Source organism: Mesorhizobium sp. C264A (assembly GCF_040324515.1).
In the GTDB taxonomy this organism is placed as follows: domain Bacteria; phylum Pseudomonadota; class Alphaproteobacteria; order Rhizobiales; family Rhizobiaceae; genus Mesorhizobium.
In genome coordinates, this window is sequence record NZ_JAMYVY010000002.1 from 2,050,958 (window position 1) to 2,074,692 (window position 23,735).

At 62.6% G+C, this 23,735-nt stretch carries 21 protein-coding genes and 1 tRNA gene; 6 read left to right on the forward strand and 16 right to left on the reverse strand.

All coding sequences use genetic code 11. From position 1 onward, the window contains the following. Positions 1-69: 69 nt before the first annotated feature. Entirely contained in the window at positions 70-357 is a 288-nt protein-coding gene (locus NKL04_RS29110) for a hypothetical protein (RefSeq protein WP_023701414.1), read from the forward strand. Here NKL04_RS29110 and gluQRS read toward each other — a convergent pair whose 3' ends face one another. Then, positions 358-1,233 (reverse strand): tRNA glutamyl-Q(34) synthetase GluQRS, encoded by an 876-nt coding sequence (gene gluQRS, locus NKL04_RS29115; protein WP_023701415.1) that lies wholly within the window; start codon positions 1,231-1,233, stop codon positions 358-360. Positions 1,234-1,306: 73 nt separating this feature from the next. Here gluQRS and NKL04_RS29120 point away from each other — a divergent pair, with 73 nt between their 5' ends. Both NKL04_RS29120 and NKL04_RS29125 read left to right on the forward strand, forming a co-directional pair. Further along, complete coding sequence (locus NKL04_RS29120; protein ID WP_023701416.1) at positions 1,307-1,948, forward strand: DNA-3-methyladenine glycosylase family protein; 642 nt, start codon at positions 1,307-1,309, stop codon at positions 1,946-1,948. 127 nt (positions 1,949-2,075) lie between these two features. Then, on the forward strand, positions 2,076-2,633 hold the full coding sequence (locus tag NKL04_RS29125) for an HNH endonuclease (protein ID WP_008874122.1): 558 nt from the start codon (positions 2,076-2,078) through the stop codon (positions 2,631-2,633). A 266-nt stretch (positions 2,634-2,899) separates the two neighbouring features. On the opposite strand, the gene NKL04_RS29130 is transcribed toward NKL04_RS29125, so the two are convergent. Together NKL04_RS29130 and NKL04_RS29135 are read right to left on the reverse strand one after the other, a co-directional pair. Beyond that, positions 2,900-3,418 carry a disulfide bond formation protein B gene (locus NKL04_RS29130; RefSeq protein ID WP_023686688.1) on the reverse strand — a complete coding sequence of 173 codons (519 nt, stop codon included), beginning with the start codon at positions 3,416-3,418 and terminating at the stop codon, positions 2,900-2,902. Between the two features lie 62 nt (positions 3,419-3,480). After that, positions 3,481-4,065 (reverse strand): YqaA family protein, encoded by a 585-nt coding sequence (locus tag NKL04_RS29135; RefSeq protein WP_023685316.1) that lies wholly within the window; start codon positions 4,063-4,065, stop codon positions 3,481-3,483. 206 nt (positions 4,066-4,271) lie between these two features. Here NKL04_RS29135 and NKL04_RS29140 point away from each other — a divergent pair. After that, positions 4,272-4,356, forward strand: a tRNA-Leu gene (locus NKL04_RS29140). A 188-nt stretch (positions 4,357-4,544) separates the two neighbouring features. On the opposite strand, the gene NKL04_RS29145 is transcribed toward NKL04_RS29140, so the two are convergent. From NKL04_RS29145 to NKL04_RS29185, 9 genes are all read right to left on the reverse strand, one after another. After that, positions 4,545-5,120, reverse strand: a complete 576-nt coding sequence (locus tag NKL04_RS29145) for a cation efflux transmembrane domain-containing protein (protein ID WP_023701417.1) — start codon at positions 5,118-5,120, stop codon at positions 4,545-4,547. A gap of 133 nt (positions 5,121-5,253) precedes the next feature. Next, the gene (locus NKL04_RS29150; RefSeq protein ID WP_023701418.1) at positions 5,254-6,405 is read right to left on the reverse strand and encodes a YncE family protein; all 1,152 of its coding nucleotides are present in this window, start codon (positions 6,403-6,405) and stop codon (positions 5,254-5,256) included. Positions 6,406-6,510: 105 nt separating this feature from the next. Further along, positions 6,511-7,035, reverse strand: a complete 525-nt coding sequence (locus NKL04_RS29155; RefSeq protein WP_023701419.1) for a hypothetical protein — start codon at positions 7,033-7,035, stop codon at positions 6,511-6,513. A gap of 112 nt (positions 7,036-7,147) precedes the next feature. Beyond that, complete coding sequence (locus NKL04_RS29160) at positions 7,148-8,230, reverse strand: hypothetical protein (protein ID WP_198029312.1); 1,083 nt, start codon at positions 8,228-8,230, stop codon at positions 7,148-7,150. A gap of 183 nt (positions 8,231-8,413) precedes the next feature. Further along, a complete protein-coding gene (locus NKL04_RS29165) occupies positions 8,414-9,694 on the reverse strand; it encodes a GNAT family N-acetyltransferase (RefSeq protein ID WP_023701421.1) in 1,281 nt (426 codons plus the stop codon). Next, positions 9,694-11,097 carry a lipopolysaccharide biosynthesis protein gene (locus NKL04_RS29170; RefSeq protein WP_023701422.1) on the reverse strand — a complete coding sequence of 468 codons (1,404 nt, stop codon included), beginning with the start codon at positions 11,095-11,097 and terminating at the stop codon, positions 9,694-9,696. Before NKL04_RS29170 ends, NKL04_RS29165 begins: the two co-directional genes overlap by 1 nt. A gap of 264 nt (positions 11,098-11,361) precedes the next feature. Then, positions 11,362-11,865: a hypothetical protein gene (locus NKL04_RS29175; protein WP_023694007.1), complete on the reverse strand. Its 504-nt coding sequence runs from the start codon at positions 11,863-11,865 to the stop codon at positions 11,362-11,364. Between the two features lie 156 nt (positions 11,866-12,021). Then, positions 12,022-12,327: a hypothetical protein gene (locus NKL04_RS29180; RefSeq protein ID WP_081731383.1), complete on the reverse strand. Its 306-nt coding sequence runs from the start codon at positions 12,325-12,327 to the stop codon at positions 12,022-12,024. After that, positions 12,305-12,577 carry a DUF4242 domain-containing protein gene (locus NKL04_RS29185; protein ID WP_023673765.1) on the reverse strand — a complete coding sequence of 91 codons (273 nt, stop codon included), beginning with the start codon at positions 12,575-12,577 and terminating at the stop codon, positions 12,305-12,307. The genes NKL04_RS29180 and NKL04_RS29185 overlap by 23 nt, the downstream gene beginning before the upstream one ends. Before the next feature lie 244 nt (positions 12,578-12,821). Between NKL04_RS29185 and NKL04_RS29190 the strand changes: the two genes are divergently transcribed. Next, positions 12,822-15,410 (forward strand): ATP-binding protein, encoded by a 2,589-nt coding sequence (locus NKL04_RS29190; protein ID WP_352597433.1) that lies wholly within the window; start codon positions 12,822-12,824, stop codon positions 15,408-15,410. Between the two features lie 123 nt (positions 15,411-15,533). Here NKL04_RS29190 and NKL04_RS29195 read toward each other — a convergent pair whose 3' ends face one another. Both NKL04_RS29195 and secA read right to left on the reverse strand, forming a co-directional pair. Next, positions 15,534-17,576: a type IV toxin-antitoxin system AbiEi family antitoxin domain-containing protein gene (locus NKL04_RS29195; RefSeq protein WP_156951485.1), complete on the reverse strand. Its 2,043-nt coding sequence runs from the start codon at positions 17,574-17,576 to the stop codon at positions 15,534-15,536. 169 nt (positions 17,577-17,745) lie between these two features. After that, complete coding sequence (gene secA / locus NKL04_RS29200; protein ID WP_023672992.1) at positions 17,746-20,478, reverse strand: preprotein translocase subunit SecA; 2,733 nt, start codon at positions 20,476-20,478, stop codon at positions 17,746-17,748. A 243-nt stretch (positions 20,479-20,721) separates the two neighbouring features. Here secA and NKL04_RS29205 point away from each other — a divergent pair, with 243 nt between their 5' ends. Then, positions 20,722-21,642: a peptidylprolyl isomerase gene (locus tag NKL04_RS29205; protein WP_023686683.1), complete on the forward strand. Its 921-nt coding sequence runs from the start codon at positions 20,722-20,724 to the stop codon at positions 21,640-21,642. Positions 21,643-21,688: 46 nt separating this feature from the next. Here the strand turns inward: NKL04_RS29205 and NKL04_RS29210 are convergent, their stop codons facing one another. Then, the gene (locus NKL04_RS29210; protein WP_023701426.1) at positions 21,689-22,276 is read right to left on the reverse strand and encodes a TetR/AcrR family transcriptional regulator; all 588 of its coding nucleotides are present in this window, start codon (positions 22,274-22,276) and stop codon (positions 21,689-21,691) included. A 112-nt stretch (positions 22,277-22,388) separates the two neighbouring features. After that, a complete protein-coding gene (locus NKL04_RS29215; RefSeq protein WP_245264077.1) occupies positions 22,389-23,669 on the reverse strand; it encodes a caspase family protein in 1,281 nt (426 codons plus the stop codon). Positions 23,670-23,735: the final 66 nt, after the last annotated feature.

Genomic DNA, 23,735 nt, shown 5'->3' on the forward strand with positions numbered 1-23,735 from the left:
GCGTCAGGGCAATCGACTTCTGTCGATCGATCCGGCGACATGGCGTTTTGGCTTCGACAGGGAGCGCGCATGCTGTTGCATCTCGATACAAGCTGGCTGTTGATGACGGTGGCCAGTGTGGCCGTGTTCGGCTTCTTCTTCGGTTCAGCGCTCGACGCCATCATGCAGGAGGACGGTTTTGGGTCGACCGGCAACACATTGCTGTTCACGCTCGGCTTTTTCGTCGCGGTCATGGCCGCGAACGAACATGGCATCGTCCTGAGAGATCTGAAGCTCGCGGTTGCCTGGGGACTGGGCGGCGCCTTCGCGTTTATCGGCGCGTTGGCGCTGCTCAAGGCGGGGCTGGCCCGGCTTTAGTCATAGCCCGACCAGCCGCCTGACATCGTCCGGCGACATGCCTGCCTGCCTCAGCGCGGCAAGGCCGGTATCAGCAAAACTCTTCGACAGTTTGCGCCCATCAGGTCCGAGTATGAGACGGTGGTGGAAATACTGCGGCTGGCCGAGGCCGAGCAATTCTTGCAGCAAGCGCTGGATGCCAGTCGCGGAATAGAGGTCGCGGCCACGCACGACATGGCTCACACCTTGCAGGGCGTCGTCGACGACGACGGCCAGGTGATAGCTGGTCGGTATGTCGCGGCGCGCCAGAATGACGTCGCCCCAGTCTTGCGGACGCGCCTCGACGCGCTGCGTCGCCGAAAGCGTCTCGTTGGTGAATTCGCGCCAGGACAAATCCGTGCCGACGCGCGCCAGCGCCGCCTTAACGTCGAGGCGCCAGGCGAAGGGCGCATTTTCGGCGATGCGGCGGTTGCGTTCGCTGATCGGCAGCGCCTTGTCGGCGCCGGGATAAAGCGGCACGCCGTCCGGGTCGCGCGGCCAGTCGCGGCCGCGCTTTTCGCTGTCGGCGATGAAGGCCCTGATCTCGCCACGGCTCATGAAGGCAGGGTAGACGAGTTCTTCGCGGACCAGCCGGTCGAGCACGGCCTGATAGTCGGTGAAATGCTCGGCCTGGCGCCGCACCGGCTGTTCCCATTCGAGACCTAACCATTCGAGGTCGCGAAAGATGCCGGCCTCGAATTCAGGCGTGCAGCGGATCGTGTCGATGTCCTCGATGCGCAGCAGCAGGCGGCCGCCGGCCGCACGCGCCAGTTGCTGGTTGAGCAGTGCCGAACAGGCATGGCCGAGATGCAGTTCGCCATTCGGGCTCGGCGCGAAGCGGAATGTCAGGAGCGTCATCTCACAAGCGGCAATCGGGTTGTGCAGCGGTTTTGCCAATTGCTACCGTGCGGTCGGTTCAGGAACAAGAAACATGCAACGCATCGCGACACTGGACGATATTGCGCGCGGGCTGGATGCGCTTTGCGCAATCGATCCGCGCCTGGAAAAGGTGCGCGGCATGGCCGGAGAGGTGCCGCTGCGGCTGTCGGAGCCCGGCTTTCGAAGCCTGGCCTCCATTATCGTTTCGCAACAAGTATCCCGTGCGAGCGCCGATGCCATTTTCGGCCGGCTGGTGAAACTGGTCGATCCGCTAACGCCGCAGGCGATCCTTGCCGCCGGCGAGGACATGTTTCGTGAGGCTGGGCTGTCGCGGCCGAAGCAGCGCGGTCTGATGGCGGTTGCGCAGGCCGTGGTTGAGGGGCTCGACCTGCATCACCTCTGTTCGCTCGACGCCGAAGAGGCGATCGCGGCTATGATCGCGGTGCCGGGCATCGGCCCGTGGACGGCGGAAGTCTATCTCCTGTTTGCCGCCGGCCACCCCGATATTTTCCCCGCGCGCGACGTCGCGCTGCAGAGCGCGGTTGGCCACGCGCTCGGCATAGAGCCGCGTCCGCCGGAGAAAACGCTGATCTCTCTGGCCGAATCATGGAGCCCGTGGCGAGGCGTCGCATCGCGGCTTTTCTGGTCCTATTATCGCGAAACCAGGGGCCGGGACGCAGCACCTCCGGCCTGAATCGGCAAAAAAGCATGAAAATCCTGCATTTTTGCCGCTTTTGGCTGATGACAATCCGCTTCACATCCCTGTCATGTCGGGCTTACAGTATCCGCGCCGATCGGTTCTAGAACGAGGAGGTCAACAAGTGACGGTTGCCGTATCTCCGGATGGGCTTCCTGCGCTGGTGCTGAATGCGGATTACCGTCCGCTCAGCTATTACCCCTTGTCGCTCTGGTCCTGGCAGGACGCCATCAAGGCGGTGTTCCTCGACCGGGTCAACATCGTCGCCGAATACGAGCATGCGGTGTCTTCGCCGACCTTTTCGATGAAGCTGCCCAGCGTCGTCAGCCTGAAGGCCTATGTGAAGCCGTCGAGGCACCCGGCATTCACCCGCTTCAACGTGTTCCTGCGCGACCGCTTCCAGTGCCAGTATTGCGGCACGCCCGAGGATCTGACCTTTGACCACGTCATCCCGCGCCATCGCGGCGGGGCGACGACGTGGGAGAATGTCGTGGCCGCCTGTTCACCCTGCAATCTGAGGAAGGGCGGCATGATGCCGGCGCACGCCAAGATGTGGCCGCTGCAGAAGCCCTACCAGCCGACCGTGCACGACCTGCACAACAATGGCCGGCTGTTCCCGCCCAACCATCTGCATGAAAGCTGGATGGATTATCTCTACTGGGATGTGGAGTTGGAGCCGTAGGGATTGGCCCGATCGGCCTTGCCAGGGCAATCGCCGATATCAGGTGCTGCCCCTCATCCGGCTGCCGCCACCTTCTCCCCGTATAGTGACGGGGAGAAGGGAATTGGCTGCAAATCTGGCGCCCTTCTTTCAGCGTTCGGGATTGGCGAAACCATTGATGACTGCGTCTTTCTCCCCGTCACTATACGGGGAGAAATGCCCGGCAGGGCAATGAGGGGCGGTGCCAACATTAAGAGACTGGCCGCATGGCGCGACCTCGCACTTGATTAGTCGCGCGCCAGCGCGCCTCGGAAGGCGACGGCGGCGAGGATGAAGCTGGCGATGGCGTTCCAGCCGGCCAGCGACAGGCCGAGGATACGAAGGGCTGCCTTGTCGCAGGATGGCGGCACGAATTTGTCGAGCGCGTCGAGCACGCCTTTGCCGCCGGTATCGACCGGGCCGGCGCCGGCCGTGCAATCGGCCGGACCCTGCCACCAGGCCCATTCGACGCCCGAATGATAGACGCCGAGATAGAGCCCGTAGAGCATCAGCAGGCCGCCGACGGCAAGCAGGCCGCGCGTCAGCCATGCGGGTGCGCTGAACATCGAGGCGATCACCGCCAGCAGCATCAGCGGGGCGCCGATATAATAGGGCGTGCGCTGTTCCAGGCAGAGATGGCAGGGGATGTAGCCGCCTATGTGCTGGAAGGCGAGCGCGGAGCCGACCGTGGCGGCCATGGCCACGGCGAGAAACAAAGCGGTGCGCGTGCGCTGGCGTCCGGTATCGGCTGTCATCGTGGCTGTCATGTTTCGTCCGTTTAAATCGCCGTCCGCCGGCATAGTCCTGACCCACCGCCCGCCTTGGGCGGTCAGAAGGCGTATTTGACGACGATATAGAGCAAAATCAGGGCGGCAGCGCCGGCGCCGACGATCAATCCCAAACGCTTCTCGATGAATTCCTTGATCTCCTCGCCATAGCGGCGCAGCAGCCAGGCAAGAAGCAGGAAACGAGCGCCACGCGCCAGGATGGCGGAGACGATGAAGACGACAAGATTGACGTGGAGGGCGCCTGCCAGAATGGTGACCACCTTGATCGGCGGCAAGTGGGCGGCACCCGATGTGACAAGCAGCACCAGCATCAGCCCGGTGCCGGCCGACTGCCACCTCTCGAACGCGTCAAGGCCGCCAAAGTGCTCCAGCATCGGCCGTGCTATCGTGTCGTAGGCATAGTAACCGATCAGCCAGCCGGCAATGCCGCCCAGCACCGACGCGACAGTGGCGGTCAGCGCATAGCGATAGGCGCGTTCGGGCCGCGCCAACGCCATGGGCAGGTACAAGACGTCGGCAGGTATGAAAAACACCGAGCTTTCGACGAAGGCGATGAAGGCCAGCCACCATTCGGCGGATTTGCGGGCCGCCAGCGACAAGGTCCAGTCGTAAAGTCCGCGAAGCATCGGCTCTCCTGGATGCAAGTTGCCCAGACGCAACGCGCTTTGATACGCGTCTGTCTAGAAAGGTTTTCCGCGCCGCACAATGGCAGGAGCTTCACGAAACAGAAAGGCGGGCTTTTGCCGCAAGCAGGGCACGGCGGCGCATTTGGCCAGTTGACGAACAGGCCTCCAACCGTATAGTCCGCGCCCATCCAGGCCTTTGGGCCTGAGCCCCTATGGCGGAATTGGTAGACGCGCTCGACTCAAAATCGAGTTCCGCAAGGAGTGCTGGTTCGATTCCGGCTAGGGGCACCATTTTTGATCTCACGCCAGTTCGCTTCGTTCACGAGCTCCGATGGGGCGGCCTGACCGGCCGACGGGCGGTCGCCCTTGCGAACCCTCCGGGTTCGAACAGTGCCTCGACACAGAGCCAACCGCGGCTGCTGCGGATGACAGCGAGGAGCGCCAATCAGCGGCGGCCGGCAGCCCAGCTCTGCCTGCTCTCAGGCCGCCGCACGGTGTTCTTCACGGGCAGCTTCCCACACTTCGCGGGCCGCGTCGGCGTTCATGACCGCGATCCCCAATCCCACCGCCAAATCGGGCCACGCGGAATGCCAGAGCAAGGCCGTGACCAACCCTGCGGCAATAATGGCGATGTTGGCCAAGGCGTCGTTGCGGGCCGACAGGAAGGCCGCCTTTGTGAGGCTGGCGCCACGATGCCGGTGCGCGGCCAGCATGTAGGCACAGGACAGGTTGACGGCGAGAGCGCCAAGTCCCGCCAAGGTCAAGGCGATAGGCTGCGGCGGCACCGGCACGTTGAACTTTTCCCAAGCCGTCCAGAGCGTTGCCAGACCCGGCATGAGGAGGAGGAGCGCCAATGCCATCCCCACCCGCGCACGGGAGCGCACAGACCACCCAAGTGCGAGCAGGATAAGGAGGTTCACGGAAGCATCTTCAAGAAAGTCGATGCTGTCGGCGAACAGGGACACTGATCCAATGGCGAGCGCCACAGCGAACTCGATCCCGAAATAGGCAAGATTGAGAAGCGCGACGATGAGGACGATGCGGCGGAGGTTCATCTTCTGGCGGTATCCGAAACCAGTGTGTGGAGCTACAGCTTCGCGGTGTCCAAGGAAAGCCCCTGCTCGTTCCGGGCCGACGAGCGGTCGCCCTTTGCGACCTCTTGCGTTCGAGCGCGCCTCGAACGCGGACTTAGCGCATATTTCCCGTATGGCCTTGGGAATACCGTCCCGGTTGCGGCCACACCGTCAGGCCGTGCGGCTCTGAGCCAACCCGAAACTTGGTCACCGCGCCTGATGTCGTGTCGATCATGTAGGCGGCACTGTCGAACCGGCCGGACAGCCATAGTTGTTTGCCGTCGGCGCTGACGTTGCCCATGTCGGGGCTGCCGCCGCCGGGGATCGGCCATTGCGTGACGACCGCGCGGGTAGCGAAGTCGATCACCGTCACGCTGCCCGGTCCCTTTGCCTGGCCCTGCTCCATCTTGTGCGAGCCCCGGTTCGAGACATAGAGCCGCTTGCCGTCGCGGCTGACGACGAAGCCATGGGCGCCGATGCCGGTCGGGATGAAGCCGATCTCCTTGAAACTGTCGCCATCGACGAGGAACACGCCGTCATTCATCATGTCGGCGACGTAAAAAACCTTGCCGTCGGGCGAGAGGCGGATGTCCTGCGGCATGCCCATTTTCGAGAAGTCGAGATGGCCAAGCACCTTCTGGTTCTTCAGGTCGATCTTGGCCAGTCCGCCATTGCCGTATTCGCAGGTGAAAATCGCGTAGGCGCCGTCGGCCGAGAAATCGGCGTGGTTGATGCCGGGGCAAGTGGGCGTCGGCAGGCTCGACCTCAGCGCCATGGTGTGGGGATCGCGGAAATCGAGCCGCTCCAGGGCTTCGTCGACGACGATGGCCGCGCCCGGCATGAAATACAAATTGTAGGGATCGTCCACGGCGATCTGCGGGCCGGGCTTGCCGGTCATCGGGTCGATCGGCGTCAGGCTGCCGTTCTTGCCGGTGCCATTGTTGGCGACCCAGAGCGTCTTCAGGTCCCAGGACGGCACGACGTGCTGCGGTTTGCTGCCGACCGGGAACCTGTCGACTTCCTTGAGCGTCATGGTGTCGATCACCGTGACGCTGTTGGACGAGCGGTTCGGCACATATACGCGCGGCAGTGCGCCCAGCGTGGCCGGGCTGAGATGGCCGGCGGCGGTGTGGCTGTAGATGTTGATGGACGGCGCGGGCTCGCTGCAATCCTCGGGACAGCTATCGGCCTCGGCGCGGACAGGCAGCAGTGCAAGCAGCGAAAAGGCCGCACGGGGACCGGCGTGACGCAAAAAGGTTCTGATCATCAGGATGGCTTGTCGTGAAGGCCGGCCGAAATTGCCGCGCGACCCATAGCTGGGCTTTTAGCGTTGATCCAGCGCCTTTCTCCAGCTTTCACGTGGTTGCGTGAACTACTTCTTGCCTGCCGGCTTCCCTATGACGATATCTCCGCTCGGTGCATCGGGCTTTTCTGTCGATGGCGCGGGGCTTGGGATTGGTGGATTATCCGGTGCCTGTGGAGCAGTAGAGCCTAGCCTGACCGCCATGCCGGAGATTTTCCACTGCCGGTCATCCGGCGCAAAGAGAAATTCAAAGTTCAATTGGGCAGCGGCGGAGGGAAAGAATCCAACAATATGCAGCATCCCGTTGGATTCGATCTGGGGCGGTTGAGTCAGTTGCGGCTCCAGCGTTGCAACGCCGCTCATGTCCCACTTCTCTTTGCGCTGAGTGGAAAAAACCTCGGCTAAACGGGCCGCATTGTTAACTTGAAAAACGGGCGCGCCCAGATCGCGCAAGACAGAATAATTTCCTGTCTTGTTGGCCTGGTCGAGCGCAAGCAGGATCGATCGCACCAGGATCAAAATCCCGTTTCGGTCGATGTCAGCCGGCTTTGGCGCGTCGGACGCTTTGACCGCGCTACGGTTTTCTTTCTTCACCTGAGGATATGCAGGGGATGAGCATGCGCCGAAGACTACAACGCCTACGGCCAGCAACCATCCCAATCGAACCATCCCGGATCTGCCTGCCGCAGCCAACAATGCCGTCAGCCTAGAACTCGCCCGCCAGCCCGAGGCGGAAGCCATGGCTGCTGCCGCCGCCGTACGCGTAGCCTGCCGTGAATGCGAAAGGTTCGTCGAAATCGAAGCGATGAGCCAGCGAACCGCCGAAAGCTGTCGCGCCCTTGAAATAACCGACGTTGCTGGCCCAACTCGTGCGGCCCGGAGCAGACGGCATCGGTGCCGTTGTCATCGCTATGGCTGCCGCGATACCTTGCCGTGCCTCGGTGCGGTTTTGAGAGATAGTACGTCCCAGGTCGCCGAAGCTGTCCTCCAGCGCGCCGACCCGTCCATCAAGAGCAGTGATATCGGCGGTGTTTGTCGTGACGCGTGTGTCGAGCGAGGCGAGCATGGTGTCGTGCCCATCAAGGCGGCCGTCCTGCTGCACGTCCTTCGCTTCCGTTTGGGTGATGCGAGTCTCGTGATTCGCGAGAGTTGTATCCTGCTCTGTGTTCTTGGCCTCGACGCCGTCGAGCCTGGCATCCTGCTCAACGTTCTTGGCCGCACCAGCACCGACAACGCCGTCGACGTAGTCCTTGTTTGCGGCATCGGTCCCAGCTGTCGGCGTTCCGACATTGTGGATCTGGTTTCCGTCCATATCGACATTGGCGCCTGAGACTGCTTTCAAGCTGCCGCCGAACGCTCCAATGTTGACCACCGCTTCGTGTATTTGGACTATGCCATCCATATTCACGTTGTCGTCAAAAGTGGAGAGGCCATTAACGCCGGTATTCAGATGGACGCCGCCGGTCTCAAGAGCGCCGACTGTGAGGTCGGTTCCGCTGATATCGAAACTGGTCTGTTCGGCGAGAAACGCGTCGCAATCTTCATCGTCACCCAAATTTATGGTGTTTCCGTCTACGCAAACTGCATTTACGGCGCTGGCGGAGTGGGTTCCATAAAGCAGGCCTGACAGCGCGATCGTCGGTATCCCAGCCGGCGTGATGGTTCTGGCGATCAAAAGCGCTGCCATCGTGCCGCGCGGTGCTTTCAATCCGTTGGCCGATTTCGAAATTTTAACGGAGCAGCCCTTATCCGCACAATCGGCGTACGCTCTTTTGAAATACTCCCGCATATTTCAATCCCCCATAAATCAACCCTCGAGTTGAAGATATTTGCGGATTGCAACCGAGTCGACTGGGGATCAGCGATTGTTAATAGATTGTTGCTGAAGTGCAACAATCAGCGAGATTTGGTTTGTATTGGTGAGGCTTAACGGTGGAGCTCAAGAAGGGTTTTCAGAATTTGCCGTTCGGCTCTATCGCCGTCCCAGCAAACTCTTCACGCGATTGCGCAGCAGGCGGGCCATGTTGCGGGTTTCGCGGTAGAGATGCAGCTGCGAGGCGGCCTGGCGGGCGAGGCGGTCGGCATCCGGCGTCAGCCCGATCACCAGCGAGCCCATCGGCTTGCGCTCGCTCCACAGCCGGCTCATCACCGGGTGGTCGGGCACGGCGCAGGAATCGGTCATCATGATGTTGGGGTCGTCGAGATGCTGCCTGGTCACCTCGATCATCAGCAGCGTGCCCGGCGAATAGGTCGCCAGCGTCTCGTCATAGGCGGTCTTCCAGGTGTAGGCGACGCCGGCCTCGACGAAGACGACCAGGCAGGCGATCGTGCGGCCGTCCAGCGTCAGCGAATGGATGCGGCACATGTCGTGCTCGGCCAGCCGGTGCACGGCTTCGCGGGCAAAGGCGGCGCGGTAGCGGTCGATGGCCATGGCGGTGCGCTCGCGGCCCTTCCAGCCGGCCGCCTCCAGCGTCAGGAAACTTTCGATGGCGTGGCGGATTTCGTCCGGTCCCCGCGCCACGACATGTTCCAGCCTGCCGAGATCCCCCAGGCGCCGTTTCAGGCGGCGGAATTCGCGGTAGTGGTGCGCGCGCAGCGATGCCTTCAGATAGGCCTCGCCGTCGAGCGTGCTTTCGAGCACCGGCCGGTCCGCCTTGCCGGTGGTGACCATTGTCAGGCCGCGCGTCTCGGCAACGGTGGCCAGCACGCTGGCCAATGGGCCGTCGAGGCGCATGTCGGGCAGCACGAAGACCTTCGGCAGCTTGAGATGCGGCCGCGACAGCATGCCGAAGAAATCCTCGACGACGCCGATCGGGTCGTCGTGGTCGACCAGCGGTGTGCCGATCGGGCCGAACGGGCTCGACCAGGTGCGCATCACCGGAACGCCGAGCGGCACGGCCGGCCTTTCGACCGAGAACGGCACCAGCAGGCGCAGCCGGTTGCGGTATTCGTCGCCGTCGCGGATCACCGCCAGCTTGACCTCGCGATCTTCCAGCCGGGGCATGGCCGGCGCCAGAAAGCGCGGGTTGAAGAAGACGTTGGGCTCGATCGTGCGGGTGCACAGATAGTCGAGTTCCTCGACCAGTTCGAAGCCGGCCGAAGCCGGATAGATCGCCAGCTTGCGCAGCGGCCGGTTGTTGGCGAGCATCTCGAGATGCGCCGGATCGGCGTCGCGCGCCAGGCCGGCAAGGCCCGACACCATGGCGCCGGCCGGACCGCCGCTGGTTTCCTCGATCAGCGGGATGGCGGCCATCAGGCGGCTCCCTCGGCAGCGGGCACGAAGATCAGCATGACGATGCCGAGCTTGCGCCAGACGGTGAAGGACAGGGCGCTGGCCTCGAAGACCATGGCGAGGCTGGTGGCGATCGCCGCCCCCCACAGGCCAAAGAGCGGGATCAGCACCACGTTGAGGCCGATGTTGAAGGCCAGCGTCATGGCATAGACGGCGGCGCAGATGTTCTGGTTGCCGCTCATCGTCAACAGGCTTTCGCACGGGCCGACGGCGGCGCGCGCCACGACGCCGAACACCAGCAGGAACAGCAGCGGATAGCCGGCGGTGAATTCGGGGCCGAACAGCACCAGCATCGGTTCGCCGAGCGCCAGCACCAGCAGCGCCATCAGCAGCGACGGCCAGAACGTCCATGACACCGTCTCGCGGGCGAAGGCGGCGAGCTTTTCCGGTTCGCCATGGGTGAACTGCGCATAGCGCTGGGCAACGCCGGCCTTGACGGAGAAATAGACGAAATGCACCAGCGCCAGCGTCTTGACGGTGGCGAAATAGACGGCGACGTCATTGGGCTGGAGATAGGCGCCGACCATCAGCACGTCGGCGTTGGTGAGCAGGAAGAAGAAGCTCTCGACCAGGAAGATCGGCAGCGAGACGATGAACCACTCGCCGAAATGCACCTTCATCGGCCCGGGCGGGATATTCCTGCCCATGCGCGTGGTCACGCCGATGAGCTGGCCGAGCGTGGTGGCGTAGGTGGCGGCGATCGAGGCGAAGATCGCTGTCCTGGCGTCGGGCGCATAGCCCATTGCCAGCATCAGCGCCATCAGCGCCAGGATCAGCACCGGCCGCACCAGATAGGTCGGCGACAGCGCAAACAACGCCCAGGAATTGGCGCGTGACTGGCCTTGCAGCAGGTCGCCCATGGCGATCATCGGCAGGCAGAACAGGCCGAGGATGAAGGGCATCACATAGTAGCTCTCGATCCAGTTCGCGCACAGCCAGACGCCCAGTGCGCCAAGTCCGGCGATCGCGGTCGAGGCAATCAGCACGAACAGGCGGCTGGCGACCACGATGCCGCGCAGCTCGGCCATCATGTTGCGTTCGCGGTATTCGGGGATGAAGCGGATAACCGAGGTGTGGAAGCCGAGGCAAGCAAGGTTGCCGACGATGACCATCGTCACCCAGACGAGGACGAAGATGCCGTATTCGAACGAGCCCATCCAGCGCGCCATCAGCACCTGGCTGATGAAGGCGATGACGGCGCTGACGATGCGGATGGCAAAGGCGATCAGCGACATGCGACCGGCTTCGCCGCGCTCGTCGGCGGTGAACAGCACCGCATCGATGCGGCCAAGCAGAGGCCCCATGCGCAGCGCCAAGCGCTGCGGCAAGAACCGCCCGGCCGTCGTCGCCGCGGAAAACCGCACCCCGATGTCTCTCCGTTTTCCGCCTCTTTTCAAGGTTTCGATGTATCCGAAACACCTTAAGAAAGGGTGGGCAGGTGCGGGTGCGCCGAGGGGCCAAGGACGGCCGCGTGTGCAAGGTGCGTCATCGTATGCCGGGGCATAACAAAAGGCGAGCGAACGCCGGGGAAGACTGGGGAGCCGGTCGGCGTTTCGCTCGCCCCTCCCCCGCCAAGGGGGACGGCCAGGCACCGGATGTCCGGTGCCCGAGGTGTCACATGTGAGGCGTTACATCCCCTTCATGGCGTCGCACGACACGTTCGGGTTCATGTCGGCGAAGGCGCCCGTCGGGTTCTGTTTCCATGCCCAGACGTGCAGTTCGTAGAACGGGCCGAGGCCGTAGCGATTGGGGGCGCTGTTGAAGTTGAACAGCTGGCCTTCGAGCGAGGCCGGGCCCTTCGAGGTGATGTATTCGACCGCTATCAGCTTCAGGCTGCCGTCGGCCGTCGGCTCGTACATCACCGCTTCGGGCTTGGCGACATCGACGGCATCGTCCTTGAGATAGGCGCCGTTGACATAGTGGATGCCCATGGCGCCGCCGGTGATGCCGCTGGCGCAAGGGATGGGGGCATAGCCTTCGGCAGTGGCGGCTGCCACATTTTCGAAGCGGCTGTTGGCGGCGCGCACCTTTTCGGCCAGCGGGTTGGCGTCGTGCGCCTGGGCGGCCGCACCCGCCGCGATCGAGATGGCGGCGAAAGCCGCGAAGCGTGTCGTCCAAAGAGTTATGGTCATGGTCTTCCGTCCGTTTGTTGACGCTCGAGGCGACGGCGGCCGATCAGGCTGCCCGAAGCTGCGGCGTTGGTTTAGGATTTGGTTTGTCCGTCCCGGTTCATGCGATGCGGCTTCCGTTGCCGGGCTTTGGCCGCAGCCCTTAAAAACCGTGAAAAATCAACGATCCCAAAAGTAATATTGCCAATATTCCTGCGGGACGTCCCGCTCCGATAGCCCGATGTCGCGCCTCAGATAGTCGCCTTCCGGGGGCAAGCGCCGCCTTTCAGACAGATACGCAGGCAGCTTCGACGCGAACCGCCATAGACGGCCGAGCACGGAGGTTGGCCGGCCGGTCTTTCCCAGGACAGGCCCGATTCCACCGAGCGGCAGGCCATCAGGCAGTTCGCCATGGCCGCGAAGGACAGTTTGATGCTCATCACCGTGGCGACCGAACGCAGGATCAGAGGTAAAAGTAAGGGTCAAGAACCCGCACCTCCGTGATCTTGTCGACCGGCAGCGAGTTTTTCTGAGCGGTGCTGCGGATCGCTTCGGGCGTCGGCGCGTCGTAGATGCAGAAGCTGTGCTTCTTGTCGGGCGTGACGAAGGACTGGATCCAGGTGACGCCCTTTTCGGCATTGCGCATGACGACGCCGCCCACCGCGCTGGCGCCGATGTCGGTCATCGGTATGTTGAGGCCGTCCGGAAATGTGCGTTCAATCAGGTAGCGAGGCATGGAAGGTTTCCTTTTCCATTGGTTCACGCTCGATCGGAGCGCGGCTGGACGTTGACCACGCCCGCCCGGCCCGCGCATCGGAACGATTCCCCATATTGGACGGGACGATTCCCTATATTGGCGTCGTTCTTTGTGGAAAGAGGCACGGCAATGTGTGCAAAGTCACATTGCGTCGCTTTCTTCACGGGCTAATCGTGAGCGGCCCGCCATGGTGGGAAAACTCCGATCCTGTGAGACGATGACAATGATGCTTCTGGAACGGCAGACGCAGCTGCAGCAGTTGGAGAGCCTGCTTGGCGATGCAATAGGCGGCCATGGCCGCGTCGCCGTGCTGGCCGGGGAGGCCGGCGCCGGCAAGACGGCGCTTGTCGAGGCATTCGCGGCCCGTGTCGGAGAGAGCGCGGCGACGTTGCGCAGCGCTTGCGAGGATCTGTCGATCCCCGATCCGCTGGGGCCGCTTTACGATCTGGCCCGTGAGGCGCAATGGGCGCTGCCGCGCGCAATCGACGCCCGGCATGGGCAGAGACTGCCGCTGTTTTCCGATGCGCTCGACGCTTTTGCGGCCAAGGGGCCGTGCCTGCTGATCATCGAAGACCTGCACTGGGCCGACGATGCGACGCTCGATTTCGTGCGCTTCCTCGGCCGGCGTATCGTCAACACCCACATCCTGCTGTTGCTGACGGCGCGCACCGACCGCAGCGAGGGACAGATGCGGGTGCGCCGCGCCCTGGGCGAAATCCCGGCCGGCAGCGTGGCGCGCATCGACGTGCCGCTGCTCAGCCAGGCGGCCGTGCTGTCGCTCGCCGATGCGGCCGGACGCGATGGCGACGCCATCTACCGGGCGACCGCCGGCAATGCCTTCTTCGTCACCGAATTGCTGTCGGCCGAAAACGAAACGGCGCTGCCGGCAAGCGTGCGCGACGCCGTGTTGGCGCGGGCTGAACGGCTGTCGCCAGGCGCCCGCGCAATGCTCGACGCGGTGTCGGTGTTTCCGCGCCGCGCCGACGCCTGGGCCCTGCAGGGCCTGTGCGGCGTCGCCAGCGCCGGCCAACTGGCCGAGTGTGTCGCCAACGGGCTGCTCGACGATCTGGGCGACGGCTACGCCTTCCGCCACGACATCGCGCGACGCGCCATCGAAATGATGCTGACGACGTCGCACAGGCGGCAGTTCAACCAGCGTGCGCTGGCGGCACTGCTCGAAAATGGCGACGTCTCCACAGGCCGCCTGGTGCATCATGCGGTCGAGGCGCACAATCTGGCGGCGGTGCGCGAACTTGCGCCGATCGCCGCGTGCGAGGCGTCGCGCGTCGGCGCCCATCGCGATGCCGCCGGCTATTACGAGATCGCCTTGCAGCAGGCCGACAGCCTGCCGGTGATTGACCGCGCCGCGCTCTACGAAAGCCATGCGTTCGAGTGCCATCTCATCGGCAAGATCGACGACGCGCTTGCAGCGCAGGGCGAGGCGCGCCGGTTGCATCAGGCAGGCGGCAACAGGCTGAAGGAGGGCGACAGCCTGAGATGGCTCTCCCGGCTGAGCGAAATGGCCGATGACCGCGAGGCGGCCGCCGCCTTCGGCGCCGAGGCGGTGGCGATGCTGGAGGCGGCTCCCGCCGGGCCGGAACTCGCCATGGCCTATTCGAACCTTTCACACCTGGCGATGCTGTCGGAGAGGGTGGAGGACACGCTGTTCTATGGCGAGAAGGCAGCGGCGCTGGCTGCGCGCATGAACCGTCCCGACATCGCGTCGCATGCCCTCAACAATGTCGGCTGCGTCGAGCAGTGGCTCAATCCGGATGCCGGACGCCTGCGCCTCGACCAAAGCCTTGAAATTGCGCTCCAAGGCAATTTCCAGGAACATGCCGCGCGCGCCTTCACCAACCGCGCCTGTTTCGAGATCACCCAGATGAGCTACGACGCGGCGCGTCCGGTGCTGGAGAGCGGCATCCACTATTGCACCGAGAACGACCTCGGCACCTGGCGCGACTATCTCAGGGGCATGCTGGCCGATGTGCAGCTGCGTCAGGGCCAATGGGATGAGGCCGCCGCGACGGCAAGCGATGTCATCGATAATGATCGGACAACCACCGTGAGCCGGTTTCCGGCGCTGCTGGCACTGGCGAAACTGCGCCTGAGGCGCGGCGATCCCTCGGCCGAGCCGCTGTTCGCCGAAATGGCGCGTCTGGTCGGAAGCGGCGGCGACCTGCAGATGCTGAGCTCTTACGCGGCGCTGATGGCGGAGCAGGCATGGCTGGGCCTGGCCGACAGGCAAGAGGCGCTGGCGCTGATCACCCGCGCCGAAACGCCGGTGCGCTCGCGTGCCCATGTCGGGGAGCTGGCTCTGTGGCGAACATTGCTCTCTCCCGATATGCCGGCCGGCGACACCGCCAAGATGGCGACACCATACCGGCTGCTCCTGACCGGCGACTGGCGTTCGGCTTCGGCACTCTGGTCCGAATTGAATGCGCCATACGAGCGCGGACTGGCGCTCATCCTCGGCGATGACGAGGGGCAGCGTCTGGCATTGGATATTTTCGACGGCCTGGGGGCAAGGCCGGCGGCCCAGCGCCTGCGCGATATCATGCGCAGGAACGGCGTTGGCGGCATCGCCCGCGGCCCGCGCCGCTCGACGCGCGCCAACCTCGCCGGCCTCACCTTGCGCCAGATGCAGGTGCTGCAGCTGATCGAACGCGGCCTCTCCAACAAGCGGATCGCCGAGCAATTGACGATTTCGCCAAAGACGGTCGATCACCATGTCTCGGCGGTGCTGGGCAAGCTGGACGCGGTCTCGCGCGGCGAAGCGACGGCGGCGGCGCGCGATTCGGGGTTGTTGTGAGGGATTTTTGGGGAGGGAGAACGCGAAGGTCGGCGATCCTTCACGCCTCCTCCCTGTCCCCAAGGTTGCATAACGTTGCAACGAAGCGAGTTTTAAGCGAACGTCTTGTTCGCCATTGGGCAGTCACTGTTTCGGTCTGTTATTTTTCTTAATCAAATCAAGCTGCTTATGGAGCCACTCCAATTCCGGCCGGTTGCCCGCGATCGCTCGCAGCCTTCCTTCTTCTTTCAACATGAATCGAACATATGGCTCCATGTTTCTGTCCGACAATGCCGCCAGCTTTTCCATGTCGAGGTCCGAGAGTTGATCTAGCAACCTCTGGACGGGCTCAGAAACCACCTTGAACGCTTTCGATCGCTTGGTTCCTTCGAGAACGACGAGCCCCAGCGCGGAGCTAATTAGAGCCACGACGCCTCCGCTGGCCACAGCGATAGAAGCGAGAGTTGCAATGACACCGCCAGCACTGACCACAATAATGGCATTCCGAATGGCACCTTTGCCAAAGAGGAAGGATCTCTCGGCTTGTCGCCCCTCGCCGATCGCGTTCGCCGCATCGACGATGATCGCCCCTGCCTGAGTATCGATGATTGAGGACTCGTTTTGTAGCGCTGCAGCAAAGCCGCTGACCGTTTCCTTGAATTCTTTTTCCTCTGTCGGATTGCGGTCGAGTCGTTCCGCATCGTCTATTGCTGCTAGGCCCGCTTTTGAGCCCGTTATGAAGGGCCCATGATGTCCCTTGAAATCTTTAAGAGCAGTTCGCTGACGGTCCGACAGCGGAGCGTAGTCAGACTCGCTGGACCTACTGAGATCGGCGTCCAGTCGGTTCATGAGCATCGTGCCCAGTCCAAACAGTAATTCGTAGTCAAGAGTTCTGAGATCACCCGCCAAGTTCTCTCTGTAAGTACGAGCGTGGCGTCTCAATCTTTCATATGGGTCATTCGCTTGGGGGTTGGCAGGCGTTGGTGTTGCCGACAACAACTCGTCCAGCGCGTCGCCGACTAGCGGCCGAAACTTGGCGAGGCGCGTGACATCGTTGCCTATATCGTCGATATCGGGAGGCCGGACCAGCGCAACCTTTCCCTTGAAAATCCCTAGATTTGGGCCATGTCCCTGAGAAGGAAGTGGTGGGGGCAAAGCAGTTTCAGAATCTTCTTTCAGATTACCAGAGGAGGCGTAAAGCCCCTGCTGGACACGGACAATTTGGCCCGACGATGCCAACCGGCTGAGTTGCCCCCTCATTGTCTTAGGGACAATAGGGTACTTTGCTTTCGCGAAAGCGTCGGCAATTTCATCGTTGCGCGCGGGCGATCTCCTTTCGGCGAGGAAGTTCAGGATGAATTGTGCGACACTTACTCGCTCGGGATCGTAAAAGTGCAAGATATCCAAATTGACTTTTTCCGCACTCCGCCGCCACCATTCATTTGATTTCACCGCTAGAGCAAGATCAGTTTGAGGGTTTCTGCTGATCTCTACAGCCGGCTGACCAGATGTCATCGCAAGATACCATTCATTCCACATCCACCAAGGGTGGCCACCTCCTTCTAGATTTGAAAATAACCTTTGAATACCCTTCGATGCCCATTCCGGTGTTCGGCCTTCCCAAAGAGACTTCACTGGCCAATTTGTCATCGGTTGGCCAACAAGTCCTGACGCGTCCCAATCCACAGATCGCCAAATTGAAAGACGGGCCGAATGAGCAGCTGCCTCGCTGGCAGGCTCCTGATGTCGTAGTGCGGCAATTCGAGAAGCAGCAGTAGCGGCTTGTGAAACCGCAATAGAAGCTCGCTGAGGGTCATAATCGACCATAGCGCTCAGACTAGTGCTGACCGACGTCATCGCTGCTTTGGCTGCGTGTGGTGCCTGTGACCCGATCTTTAAGAGATAATCCCGGGTGTCACTCATCCTATCCAGAATAAGTGAGTATTTGTTGGGGGTAATTCCCTCGCTAAACGAAAGAAAATTGTGTGCGAGATAAACGCCTCTAAATGCTTCTAATATTCTGCTCTCTTTGGATTCAAAAGAGAATAACCTTTTTCCTTTTTCGAACTCATTCGATAGCGCAGGAATTGTCCTAAGCGCCGATCTAAGGACGATGAACTGCCCCCATTCGATCGGTTTGTCTCCGAGCCAATCTTCCAGTTCTTTTGGATTGGTAATGTTAGACACTAAGCTCCCCTCACCCAACCTCAAAATGACGGTAAGCCTCAAAGTGCGCAAGGGAGTATGACATAACGGCTTGCTCTCTCATGAAGCACCGCCGCGAGCACGCCACAGCCAACAACGATCCTCAATGAGTAAGTTACTACCCTTACAGATCGAGCCGCCAAACAAAGCGTCAGGCGAACGCGCCGTGGCAGTGTTTGTATTTCTTGCCGGAGCCGCAGGGGCAGGCTTCGTTGCGGCCGATCTTGCCCCAGGTCGCCTGGTTGTTCGGATCGCGGTCTTCGGGAGCGACGATGGCGTTGCTCTCCTGGCGGACCAGAAGTGCGGTCTCGCCACCCTCGAAATCGTCCTCGCCCGTGGTGCCGTCAATGTGGCTGCCGAACATTTCAGGCGCTTCGGGCGGCGGCGCTTCGGCGGCCTGGCGGACCAGTTCGACGCGCATCAATTGCGCGGTGACGGCCTGGCGCAGATTGCCGAGCAGCGCCTGGAACAGCTCGAACGCCTCGCTCTTGTATTCCTGCAGCGGGTCGCGCTGGGCGTAGCCGCGGAAGCCGACGACCGAACGCAGATGGTCGAGGTTGACGATGTGCTCGCGCCACAGATGATCGAGCGTCTGCAACACCACCGAGCGTTCGACATAGCTCATCACGTCTGGGCCGAAGCGCTCGGCGCGCTCCTTGGCGGCGGCGTCGGCGGCCTTGGTCAGGCGCTCGCGGATGTCGTCCTCGGCAATGCCTTCTTCCTTGACCCAGTCCTCGACCGGCAGGTCGAGATTGAGGAATTCGGCGACCTCGGCCTTGAGGCCGGCGACGTTCCACTGCTCGGCATAGGCGTTTTCGGGGATGTTCTTGGTGACGATCTCCTCGATGACGCCTTCGCGCATCTCGGCGATCGTCTCGGACAGGCCTTCGCCGTCCATCAATTCGATGCGCTGCTCGAACACCACCTTGCGCTGGTCGTTCGAGACGTCGTCGTATTTCAACAGGTTCTTGCGGATGTCGAAGTTGCGCGCTTCGACCTTCTTCTGCGCCTTTTCCAGCGCCTTGTTGATCCACGGATGGATGATGGCCTCGTCTTCCTTGAGGCCAAGCTTCTGCAGCATGCCGTCCATGCGCTCGGAGCCGAAGATGCGCATCAGATCGTCCTGCAGCGACAGGAAGAATTTCGAACGGCCGGGGTCGCCCTGGCGGCCGGAGCGGCCGCGGAGCTGGTTGTCGATGCGGCGCGATTCATGGCGCTCGGTGGCGAGCACGTAGAGGCCGCCGGCGGCCAGCGCCTTTTCCTTCAGGCGCTCGACATCGGCAATGATTTCCTTTTCGCGCGCCTCTCGCTCGGGACCAGCAGGCATGTCGCCCAGTTCGTCCTCGATGCGCATCTCGGCGTTGCCGCCGAGCTTGATGTCGGTGCCGCGTCCCGCCATGTTGGTGGCGATGGTGATGGCGCCGGGCTTGCCGGCCTGGGCGACGATGGCCGCTTCGCGCTCGTGATGGCGGGCGTTCAGCACTTCGAAATCCTTGAACCCTTCCTTGCGCAGGCGCTCGGCCAACTGCTCGGATTTCTCGATCGAGGTGGTGCCGACCAGCGTCGGCTGGCCCTTGGCGCGCGCTTCCTTGATCTCCTTGACGATCGCCTTGTACTTCTCCTCGACCGTCCGGTAGACCTCGTCGTCCTCGTCCTTGCGGATGACCGGCAGATTGGTCGGGATCTCGGTGACTTCGAGGCCGTAAATGTTGCCGAACTCCTCGGCCTCGGTCAGCGCCGTGCCGGTCATGCCGGACAGCTTCTTGTAGAGGCGGAAATAGTTCTGGAAGGTGACGGAGGCCAGCGTCTGGTTTTCCGGCTGGATCGCGACATGCTCCTTGGCTTCGAGCGCCTGGTGCAGGCCTTCCGAATAGCGGCGTCCCGGCATCATGCGGCCGGTGAATTCGTCGATGATGACGATCTCGTCGTTGCGGACGATGTAGTCCTTGTCCTTCTGGAACAGCCGGTGCGCCTTCAGCGCGTTGTTGACGTGGTGGACGATGGCGACGTTCTCGACGTCATAGAGCGACTCGCCCTTGAGCAGGCCGGCCGCGCGCAGCAGGTTTTCCAGCTTCTCGGTGCCTTCCTCGGTGAAGATCGAGGTCTTCTGCTTCTCGTCGATCTCGTAGTCGGCTGGGCCGAGCTGCAGCATGAAGGCATCGATGGTGTTGTACATTTCTGAACGGTCTTCGAGCGGACCGGAAATGATCAGCGGCGTGCGCGCCTCGTCGACCAGGATGGAATCGACTTCGTCGACGATCGCGTAATTGTGGCCGCGCTGCACCATCTGCGCGCGCTCATACTTCATGTTGTCGCGCAAATAGTCGAAGCCGAGCTCGTTGTTCGTGGCATAGGTAACATCGGACGCGTAGGCGACGCGGCGCTCCTCGTCGGACAGGCCATGGACGATGACGCCGACCGAGAGGCCGAGGAATTTGTAGACGCGGCCCATCCATTCGGAGTCGCGGGTGGCGAGATAGTCGTTGACGGTGACGACATGGACGCCCTTGCCGGCAAGCGCGTTGAGATAAACGGGCAGGGTGGCGACCAGGGTCTTGCCCTCGCCGGTGCGCATTTCGGCGATGCCGCCATTGTGCAGCACCATGCCGCCGATCAGCTGCACGTCGAACGGGCGCATGCCGAGCACGCGGCGGGATGCCTCGCGGACGGTGGCGAAGGCCGGCACCAGCAGGTCATCGAGCGTAGCGCCGTTGGCGATATCCTGGCGGAATTTTTCCGTGCGGGCCTGAAGCTCGGCGTCGGACAGCGCCCGCATCTCGTTTTCCATGGCGTTGATCGCCTCGACACGCGGCCGGGTCGATTTTACGCGACGATCGTTGGAGGAACCGAAAACCTTACGGGCGAGACCGCCGAGACTGACCATCCGATGGTCCTTTCGATAGAATTCTCAATTTTGAGATGAGCGCCGGCCGGCCCCATCAATTCCGCGTGAAACGCGGACAAACACAAAAAGCGCCCGGAAAACGGTTCTGGACGCAAAGTCGTTGGACAGATAAGAGGGGGCTCAACTGATGTCAACGCCGCGTTAGCCCTATGGGCAGCGCCAAATTCCGCCACAATCCGGCTGATCTGCAAGCCTACCAATCCCCCCTTGGAGTTAATCTTGATGTCCTTACTGTTTCGCCGTGCGTCGCTCGCCAGCCTTGGCTTGGCTTTCGGCCTGTCGGCCCTGTCGCTGTCTCCGCTGATGGCCCAGGAAGCCGCTCCCGCCCCGGCCGATGCCGCAGCAGCGCCGGCGGCAGCCCCCGTCGATCCGAACGCCGTTATCGCTACCGTCAATGGCCAGAAGCTGACCGAGGCGGACCTTGGGCTTGCCGAGGGCGAGCTGTCGCAGCAGTTCTCGCAGTTGCCACCCGAGCAGCGCCGCGCCGCCGCCCTTTCGGCGGCCATCGAAATCCGCGTCATGGCCGCCCAGGCGGTCGCTACCGGGCTCGACAAGGATCCCGAATTCCAGCGCCGCATGGCGTTCCTGCAGCAGCGCGCGCTGCATGGCGAGATGGTCGAGAAGGGCGTCGTCGACAAGGTTACCGATGCCGAGGTGCGCGCCCGCTACGACCAGGAAATCGCCAGCACGCCGCCGGTCAATGAGATTCATGCCCGTCACATCCTCGTGAAGACGAAGGAAGAGGCCGAGGCGATCATCAAGCAGCTCGATGGCGGCGCAGACTTCCAGAAGCTCGCCAACGAGCATACCAGCGATCCCTCGGGCAAGACCAATGGCGGTGATCTCGGCTGGTTCGGCCCGGGGCAGATGGTGCCGGAATTCGACAAGGCGGCAGTTGCGCTCGAAATCGGCAAATACACCAAGGAGCCGGTGCAAACGCAATTCGGCTGGCATGTCATCAAGCTCGAGGACAAGCGCACCAAACAGCCGCCGGCCTTCGACGACGTCAAGGACCAGGCCAAGCAGGCGGTGATCCGCGACAAGTATTTCGCACTGGTCAAGCAGCTGCGCGGCGCCGCCAAGGTCGAAATCCCCGACGCCAATCTGAAGAAGGCCGTCGACACGATGGAAGCCGGCAAGTAAGGCCGGCACCGAAAAAACATGCAAAGGGCGCCGTTCGGCGCCCTTTTCAATTGCGGGAGATGCCTGACATCACATAGCGGGCAGTGGCACGGATTGTCGCCTCATCTTCGTCCAGCCGGTTGGTCAAAAGGTGTTTCCAGGCATAGGAAGCGATGAGGTCGGCGACCAGCGCTGCGTCGATATCGGCCGCAACCTCGCCGCGCGCCTTGGCGCGCTCGATGATCCGAGCGGTGTGGGACACGCGCCCATCGGCATAGCCAGTCAGGGCCGCGGCCGCCGCTTCGTCCGACTGGGCCTCGGCGATCAGCGAGCGGAATACGCTGCCCGAGGATGTGTCGCGCCAATGCGCGAAGAGGTTCCTCAGGAAACCGACGAGGTCGTCTTCGAGACTGCCGGTATCGGGGACGTCGACACGCTTTTGCCGCTTGTAGACCTCCAGCAGCAGGGCCGCCTTGCTCGGCCACCAGCGATAGATCGTGGGTTTGCCGGCGCGGGCACGCCGCGCGACGGCCTCGATGGAGAAGCCGGCATAGCCGGCCTCGACCAGTAGTGCCTCCGCGGCCTCGAGAATGGCCTCGGCGCTGTCCGGATTGCGCCGCGCCCCAATCGATCTGCGCGCCGGATCCTCGCCCATATTTGTCCTCGCCAGCAATTTCGTAGACAATATAGGTTAGCTGGCAGTCAAACGAAACGGCCCGTTTCCAGCGGTGTAGAAACAGGTCTCACATTCGCCCTTGGCGGGGATTTCAGTTCATCGCTTGCGAGGTTTCCGAGGCGATCCGCCATTGGCCGTCGCTCTTCACAAGCCCAAGCGTGACGCGTGCCTTGCCGGTCATGCGCGCCGCCGATTTGTCTTTCGACATATAGTCATAGCTCATCGCGAACACGGCTTCGGCGCGGTTCTCGCCCTGCGGCGTCACCTCGAGGCTGCCGGGCTCGAGATTGAACGACCAGGATGCAAATTGCGCGAACCAGTCCGTCTTGAGCTTGACGACGGCGTCGCTGTCATAGCGCGTGCCGAAGATGGTGGCGGAAGGCGCATAGAGCCGTTTGACGGTCTCGCCGATCGCCGCGGCATCGGGCGCAAGATAGGCGTCGCGCAGAAATTTCTCGATCGCGGTTTTGTCGTCGCCAACGGAACGTTCGAGCGCTGCCACCTGGCTGGACTGCGCCGGCGCAACGGCCGGCGGCGGCGCTGCAGCCACACCGTCAGGCACAAACTCAAACCGTTCGAGCAGCGAGCCCTGTTCCCATGGGCGCTGGCCCTCACGGGTTTCGGAAACCACGTCGCGGCGCACCGCGATCATCATGTCGTTGATGCTCTGGCCGGGCTCGGCCATGTGCCGCAGCAGGGCGGCGGCGAACGGCGAATTGCGCCCGGTGCCGTCCATGGCGACAGCGCCTGGCGCCGTCGAGAAGGCGATGAAGGAGCCGCGCGTCGAATCGAACTGCGCCAGACCGGCAAGCGCCGTTGCCGAGCGCGTGGTGGCGGTGCGACTCAGGCTGCGGGCAAAGGGATTGTTGCGGCAGGCGTCGAGGAAGACCAGGCTGACCTTGGTCTGCTGCTCCATGATATCGAGGACTTCGTCGATCGGCACGGCTTCGAGCTGCAGCTTGACCGGCATGTCGAGCCGGGCGTCGACCGGCACGATGTAGTTGCGCCCTTCCACCTGCAGGCCGTGGCCGGCGTAATAGAAAAGCCCGACGCCCGCACCTTCCAGCGCGTCGGAAAATTCGCCGATCTTGCGCTCGAGTTCGCGCTTGCCGAGATCGTTGCCCTCGATGACGTCGAAGCCGATCGAGCGCAGCTTGCCGGCAATATCGAGGGCATCGTTGACCGGATTGGTGAGCGTGCCGGCTTCGGCATAGGTGCCATTGCCGATGACCAGCGCCACGCGCCGTTCCGGCTGCGCATCGGCGCTTAGGAGCAAAAGCCCCATATACGCCACCGCCAAGATCACCAGCCTGCCCATGGCCGATATCATAACGCCAGAGGCCCCGGTGACGCCAACGGATTTGAAATGCAAGCTTAATCCCTGGTGGCTTGCCGACAGCGGCGGCCAAGAAAACGCCCTTGCGCCGGGCCGTGCTAT

What these genes read in the sequence shown, in the direction of transcription:
- NKL04_RS29110 (WP_023701414.1), top strand. Translation starts at nt 70, where the DNA reads ATGCTGTTGCATCTCGATACAAGCTGGCTGTTGATGACGGTGGCCAGT.
- gluQRS (WP_023701415.1), bottom strand. Translation starts at nt 1,233, where the DNA reads ATGACGCTCCTGACATTCCGCTTCGCGCCGAGCCCGAATGGCGAACTG.
- NKL04_RS29120 (WP_023701416.1), top strand. Translation starts at nt 1,307, where the DNA reads ATGCAACGCATCGCGACACTGGACGATATTGCGCGCGGGCTGGATGCG.
- NKL04_RS29130 (WP_023686688.1), bottom strand. Translation starts at nt 3,418, where the DNA reads ATGACAGCCACGATGACAGCCGATACCGGACGCCAGCGCACGCGCACC.
- NKL04_RS29135 (WP_023685316.1), bottom strand. Translation starts at nt 4,065, where the DNA reads ATGCTTCGCGGACTTTACGACTGGACCTTGTCGCTGGCGGCCCGCAAA.
- NKL04_RS29145 (WP_023701417.1), bottom strand. Translation starts at nt 5,120, where the DNA reads ATGAACCTCCGCCGCATCGTCCTCATCGTCGCGCTTCTCAATCTTGCC.
- NKL04_RS29150 (WP_023701418.1), bottom strand. Translation starts at nt 6,405, where the DNA reads ATGATCAGAACCTTTTTGCGTCACGCCGGTCCCCGTGCGGCCTTTTCG.
- NKL04_RS29160 (WP_198029312.1), bottom strand. Translation starts at nt 8,230, where the DNA reads ATGCGGGAGTATTTCAAAAGAGCGTACGCCGATTGTGCGGATAAGGGC.
- NKL04_RS29165 (WP_023701421.1), bottom strand. Translation starts at nt 9,694, where the DNA reads ATGGCCGCCATCCCGCTGATCGAGGAAACCAGCGGCGGTCCGGCCGGC.
- NKL04_RS29175 (WP_023694007.1), bottom strand. Translation starts at nt 11,865, where the DNA reads ATGACCATAACTCTTTGGACGACACGCTTCGCGGCTTTCGCCGCCATC.
- NKL04_RS29185 (WP_023673765.1), bottom strand. Translation starts at nt 12,577, where the DNA reads ATGCCTCGCTACCTGATTGAACGCACATTTCCGGACGGCCTCAACATA.
- NKL04_RS29190 (WP_352597433.1), top strand. Translation starts at nt 12,822, where the DNA reads ATGATGCTTCTGGAACGGCAGACGCAGCTGCAGCAGTTGGAGAGCCTG.
- secA (WP_023672992.1), bottom strand. Translation starts at nt 20,478, where the DNA reads ATGGTCAGTCTCGGCGGTCTCGCCCGTAAGGTTTTCGGTTCCTCCAAC.
- NKL04_RS29205 (WP_023686683.1), top strand. Translation starts at nt 20,722, where the DNA reads ATGTCCTTACTGTTTCGCCGTGCGTCGCTCGCCAGCCTTGGCTTGGCT.
- NKL04_RS29210 (WP_023701426.1), bottom strand. Translation starts at nt 22,276, where the DNA reads ATGGGCGAGGATCCGGCGCGCAGATCGATTGGGGCGCGGCGCAATCCG.